Here is a 4,940-nt window from a genome sequence, read left to right as displayed (position 1 = left end):
CATCGCGGCGTAGGCCAGCGCGACGGCGGGCGTGACGCCAAATCCGCCGCCGATGCCGACCGCCTCGCCGTGCATGAAGCCAAAATAGGTCAGGACCGCACCGACAAGCGCGAAGCCCGATGCCTTCTCGAAGTCGCGCTCGATGATGAAGACACCGATCGCCCCCAGGATGAGGCCACCGAGGATGGAGCCGCCGCCCATCACCTCCAGCCCGTGGTAGAACACGCCCTGCTGCGGCAGCGCGGCGATCGCGGCAGCCTTCACCGCATCGGCCTTGTCGGCGGCCATGCCGCCGACGGTTGCCGCCGCATTCATGGTCGAGCCGAGCATCGTGTCGATCTGCAGCTTGGCCCAGGCGGCCAGATGCGGCGTCAGCGCCAGCACGATCGCGGGCGCGTGCTTGACCGGCGTGGTCTGGAACGCCTGCGCGCCGATGAGCATGCCGATGTAGAGCAAAATCGGCGAGATCGCGACCACCGGCACGAGCGCCAGCAGCACCGAGATGATGCCGAACCAGGCCAGCACGATCACCATGATTCCGGTTGCGGCCGAGTAGCCGATGCGGCCGCCCATCGCCTTCCAGCCGGGATGCCCGATATAGACGGCGTTGATGAAGGGATTGCCCATCAGGCAGCCAATCAGGCTGACGACCCCGTCGGCCGTCAGCACCCGCGTGGTCGGATATTCGTCGCCGGCGGCTTCCGCGCTCTCGACATTGTCCATGGCTTCGACGAGGTCGTAGATGCCGAACGGAATGGCGGTGACGAGAATGATGCCGAGAAATTCGAAGCCGGAGAAGACGTAGCCCACGGCCGGAAGCGGCACCGAGAAGCCGAAATTGGCAAACGCTGCGCCGACGCCTGTGAGGCTCAAGCCGCCAAGGCCGAGCCCGAACAGGTTTGAGCCCCAAGCGATGATCATGCCGACGGCGATGGCGACAAGGCCGGCGGGAATGCCGCGCGGATATTTCACGCCGCCGAACCAGCTCACCAGGATGATGGCGAAGCAGACCAGACCAATCTGCGGCGTCATATACATCTCTAACGCAGGCCGCATCGAGATGAAGGTGACGGAGACGCCGGCAAGCGTTCCGAGCAGCGCCGCGCGCGGCGTGATCCTGCGGATGAACGGCGCGATGAAGCCACCGATCATGAGGATGAAACTCTGGAAGAACACCCAGACCAGACCCGCGGACCACCCCTTGAGCGGGTCACCGGTCTTCAGCGTGATCGGCAGCATGATGACGAAGGTGACGATGAACATGTGCGGCACGCTGACGCCTGAGGGCAGCGCGCAGACATCGTTGCGGCCGGTCTTCTGGGCCAGCCGATAGGCAAGATACGCATAGTAGAAGGTGGAGAGGCACATCATCAGCCCAAGCGCGGGCAGGATGCGGCCGAACACCAGACTGTCCGGCATCTTCAGAACGAAGCGCAGGAGGCCCGTGAGCACCAGCATGTTGACGAGGATGTTGGTGCCGAAGCCGAAAAACGCATTCCAGTCGCCCGATGTCCATAGTGCCGGCTTGAACTCGGACGTCGTGATCTCAGACTTGCCAGTCATCCCCGTCAATGTGCTCATGACAATACCCCTATGTGGTCGAAACCTTCATTGCCTCCAGAACTGCGGCTGAATCCGTGACCCAGCCGAAGATGCCGCCCTGGGCCTTGATCATCTTCAGGCCCATCTCGTGAAACTCGGGGAAGTAGGACGCGCAGCCGTCGGAGATGACGACGCAGCGGTAGCCGCGGTCATTGGCCTCGCGCACCGTGGTGTTGACGCACACTTCGGTGGTGACGCCGCACACCAGCAGATTTTCGATGCCGTATTTCTCCAGCACGTCGGTAAGCTCGGTGGCGTAGAACGCGCCCTTGCCGGGCTTGTCGATCACGACCTCGCTGTCGAGCGGATAGAGCTCGGGAATGATGTCGTGGCCCGCCTCGCCGCGAATGAGAATGCGGCCCATCGGGCCGGAATCGCCGATGCGAAGGCTCGGCGCGCCGCGTTCGACTTTCGCTGGGGGCGCATCGGAGAGATCGGGCAGATGGCCCTCGCGGGTGTGGATCACCAGCATGCCGGTGTCGCGCGCCGCTTTCAGCACCACGCCGATCGGCTTCACCGCGCGCGCGAGCTGGCTGACGTCGTTGCCGAGCGTCTCGCCGAAGCCGCCGGGCTCCATGAAGTCGCGCTGCATGTCGATGATCAGAAGCGCGGTGGCGGGCCAGTCGAGCTGGATCGGCTCAGGCTCGGCGCTGATGACGCCCAATGTCGGCTTGCTCGAACTCAGCATGACGCCCGCCCCTCGCGAGAACTGCGCCAGGAGTTCTGCAAGCGCCGTGCCATTGTGTACAATTGCGATGGAGCGGGAGTGGCGAGGGAATTCGCTGCGTGCTCAGAAGGTTACGTCGGCGATCGACACCTGCTTATTCCCTGTGCGACGGCTTTGCGACGTGCATCTGCTCAAAGGATGGGCGGACGTCGACACTCCCTCCACCGTCATTCCGGGACGGCGCGTAAGGGTCGAACCCGGAAATCCATCGGGCCGCAGAACGTGAGGTGAAATGGATTCCGGGCTCGCGCTACGCGCGCCCCGGAATGACGGCAGAGTGTGGTGCTACCGCCCCGCCCCATACAGCCGCCGATGCTCTTCCTCATACGGGGCATAAGAGTCCTTCAGCGTCGCCATGTTCAGCAGCATGGTTGCCACCATCGTGCCCGTCTTGTCGAACACGCGCGTCTTGGCCCAGGCGCTTTCGGTGCGGCGGCTGCCGGAGAGCGCGACCACCTCGCGCTCGACCTCGTAGTCCTCGTCGACGAAGAGCGGCCCCTTCACCAGCCTGATTTCCTGATCGGCGAACAGGCCAACCGCCGGTCCTTTTGCCGGCAGCGGATCATCCTTGGAGCGGTACTGGAACAGCACGCTCAGCATCTCCATCGGAATGATCGGTCTACCCCAGGGATTGTCGGCGCCGGAATAGTATGACGAGCCTTCGGTAATCACGGCGAGCTTCTGCCGGAGAGAGAACGGATAGAGGTCGCCCATGATCTGGTCGAACGCCATTCGCACGGTCTGGCGCCTGCTGGTCTGCGCCACTTTGACGTCACGCAGGATCACGGGATCGGCGAGCGGCTTGAGCTCGGCAAGACGCGCTTCGAGCGCGGTCGCTGCGTGCGGCTCGCCGACCGAGGCGGTGCCGCCCAGCACCTCCGTGCCGTCGCGCTTGACCATCTGGATCTGGCACTGGCGCGTAGCGGGCAACGGCTTCGACAGGATGGCCTGCACCTCCTCGCCTTCGTAGCAGACGCTGCGGTAATGCGCGGAGAGGCATCCCGTCTCGAGCCAGGCTCGTCCCCATAGCCGTTCGCCGAGCGGCGCGAACTGGCTGAAATGGGTCGGCCCCTCGATGGTGCCGCCCTTGAAACCGAGCTTCTGTGCGGTGGCATCGTCATGGATCGAGGCGTGCGCGTCGTAAGTTTGCGCTTGCAGCATCTGTCGCGGCCGACGCCACGGGCCGATCAGCGCTTCGGCCGTTTCCGTGATCTCGGTGTCGAATGCGTTTGCAGTCATGGTGCTCTCCACTGGAAGCCATGACTAGCAGGAGCGCCACGGATGCGGCCAGCGATATTGACTTCGCTGGCCCATGCTCTTGACTGTCACAATTCGCGTCGCGCAGCCGCCAATCCCTCCCGCAGCGCAAACCCCACGCCGAATCGAGACGAGGACTTCCGAAATGACGCTGTTGCAGGTCGAGCTGGACGACAAATACCGGCTCGAATCGAAGCGGATCTTCCTATCCGGCACGCAGGCCCTGGTCCGCCTGCCCATGTTGCAGCGCGAACGAGACCGGCTTCAGGGGCTCAACACCGGCGGCTTCATCTCGGGCTATCGCGGCTCCCCGCTCGGCATGTACGACCACGCGCTGTGGCGCGCGAAGTCGCACCTTCAGCAGCACGACATCGCCTTCGTCCCCGGACTGAACGAGGACCTTGCGGCGACCGCCGTATGGGGCAGCCAGCAGGTCGGCCTGTTTCCCGGCGCCAAGGTCGATGGCGTGTTTGGCATCTGGTACGGCAAAGGCCCCGGCGTCGACCGCTCTGTCGATGCGCTCAAGCACGCCAATGCGGCCGGCACCTCGCGGAATGGGGGCGTGCTGGCGCTGGCCGGCGACGACCACGGCTGCCAGTCCTCGACGCTGGCGCATCAGAGCGAGCAGGTGTTCGCGGCGTCGCTGATCCCCGTGATCAATCCGGCGACGCTCCAGGATTATCTCGACCTCGGCCTCTACGGCTTCGCGCTGTCGCGCTTCTCCGGCTGCTGGGTCGGCTTCAAGGCGATCAGCGAGACCGTCGAAAGCTCCGCCTCGATCGACAGCGATCCCGAGCGCATCCGGATCAGGCTGCCCGATGATTTCGAGATGCCGCCCGGCGGCCTGAACATTCGTTGGCCGGATCCGCCACTGGACGCCGAGAGGCGCCTGTTCGGTCCCAAGATGGAGGCGGTGCAGGCCTTCGCCCGCGCCAACCAGCTCGACCGCATCGTGCTCGATTCCAAACCGGCGCGCCTTGGCATCGTCGCGACCGGCAAGGCCTATCTCGATCTGCGCCAGGCATTGGCCGACTTGGGGATCACCGACAAGGACGCGCAGGATCTCGGCCTTCGCATCTACAAAGTCGCGCTGACCTGGCCGCTGGAGGAAAGCGGCGCGAAACGTTTCGCCGAGGGTCTTCAGGACGTGCTGGTGGTCGAGGAGAAGCGCGGCTTCATCGAAGACCAGCTGATGCGCATCCTCTACAATATCGATGCATCCAGACGCCCGACCGTCACTGGCAAGCGCGACGAGAGTGGCGCGCCGCTGCTGCCGAGCGAGGGCGAGCTGACGCCGACGATTGTTGCCTCGGCCCTCGTCGCACGGCTGCGCAAGCTCGGCCATCACAGCCCG

3 protein-coding genes and 1 pseudogene are annotated in these 4,940 nt (G+C 64.6%); 1 reads left to right on the top strand and 3 read right to left on the bottom strand.

All coding sequences use genetic code 11. From position 1 onward, the window contains the following. The 3 genes from MOV75_RS27355 to MOV75_RS27345 form a co-directional block, all read right to left on the bottom strand. Window positions 1-1,581: regulator (locus MOV75_RS27355; protein ID WP_247006919.1), on the bottom strand; the 1,581-nt coding region annotated here is incomplete at its 3' end. Between the two features lie 10 nt (window positions 1,582-1,591). Then, window positions 1,592-2,290 carry a cysteine hydrolase family protein gene (locus tag MOV75_RS27350; protein ID WP_247006918.1) on the bottom strand — a complete coding sequence of 233 codons (699 nt, stop codon included), beginning with the start codon at window positions 2,288-2,290 and terminating at the stop codon, window positions 1,592-1,594. Window positions 2,291-2,614: 324 nt separating this feature from the next. Beyond that, window positions 2,615-3,568 carry a hypothetical protein gene (locus MOV75_RS27345; RefSeq protein ID WP_247006917.1) on the bottom strand — a complete coding sequence of 318 codons (954 nt, stop codon included), beginning with the start codon at window positions 3,566-3,568 and terminating at the stop codon, window positions 2,615-2,617. Between the two features lie 163 nt (window positions 3,569-3,731). Here MOV75_RS27345 and MOV75_RS27340 point away from each other — a divergent pair. Beyond that, window positions 3,732-4,940: pseudogene (locus tag MOV75_RS27340) on the top strand (indolepyruvate ferredoxin oxidoreductase family protein); the annotation flags it as partial.

This window comes from Bradyrhizobium sp. PRIMUS42 (assembly GCF_023006515.1).
Taxonomy (GTDB): Bacteria; Pseudomonadota; Alphaproteobacteria; order Rhizobiales; family Xanthobacteraceae; genus Bradyrhizobium.
This window is presented reverse-complemented; position numbering and strand designations above follow the sequence as displayed.

Bases quoted from the DNA above. Each gene is read 5' to 3' on its own strand.
- MOV75_RS27350 (WP_247006918.1), bottom strand. From the start codon at position 2,290: ATGCTGAGTTCGAGCAAGCCGACATTGGGCGTCATCAGCGCCGAGCCT.
- MOV75_RS27345 (WP_247006917.1), bottom strand. From the start codon at position 3,568: ATGACTGCAAACGCATTCGACACCGAGATCACGGAAACGGCCGAAGCG.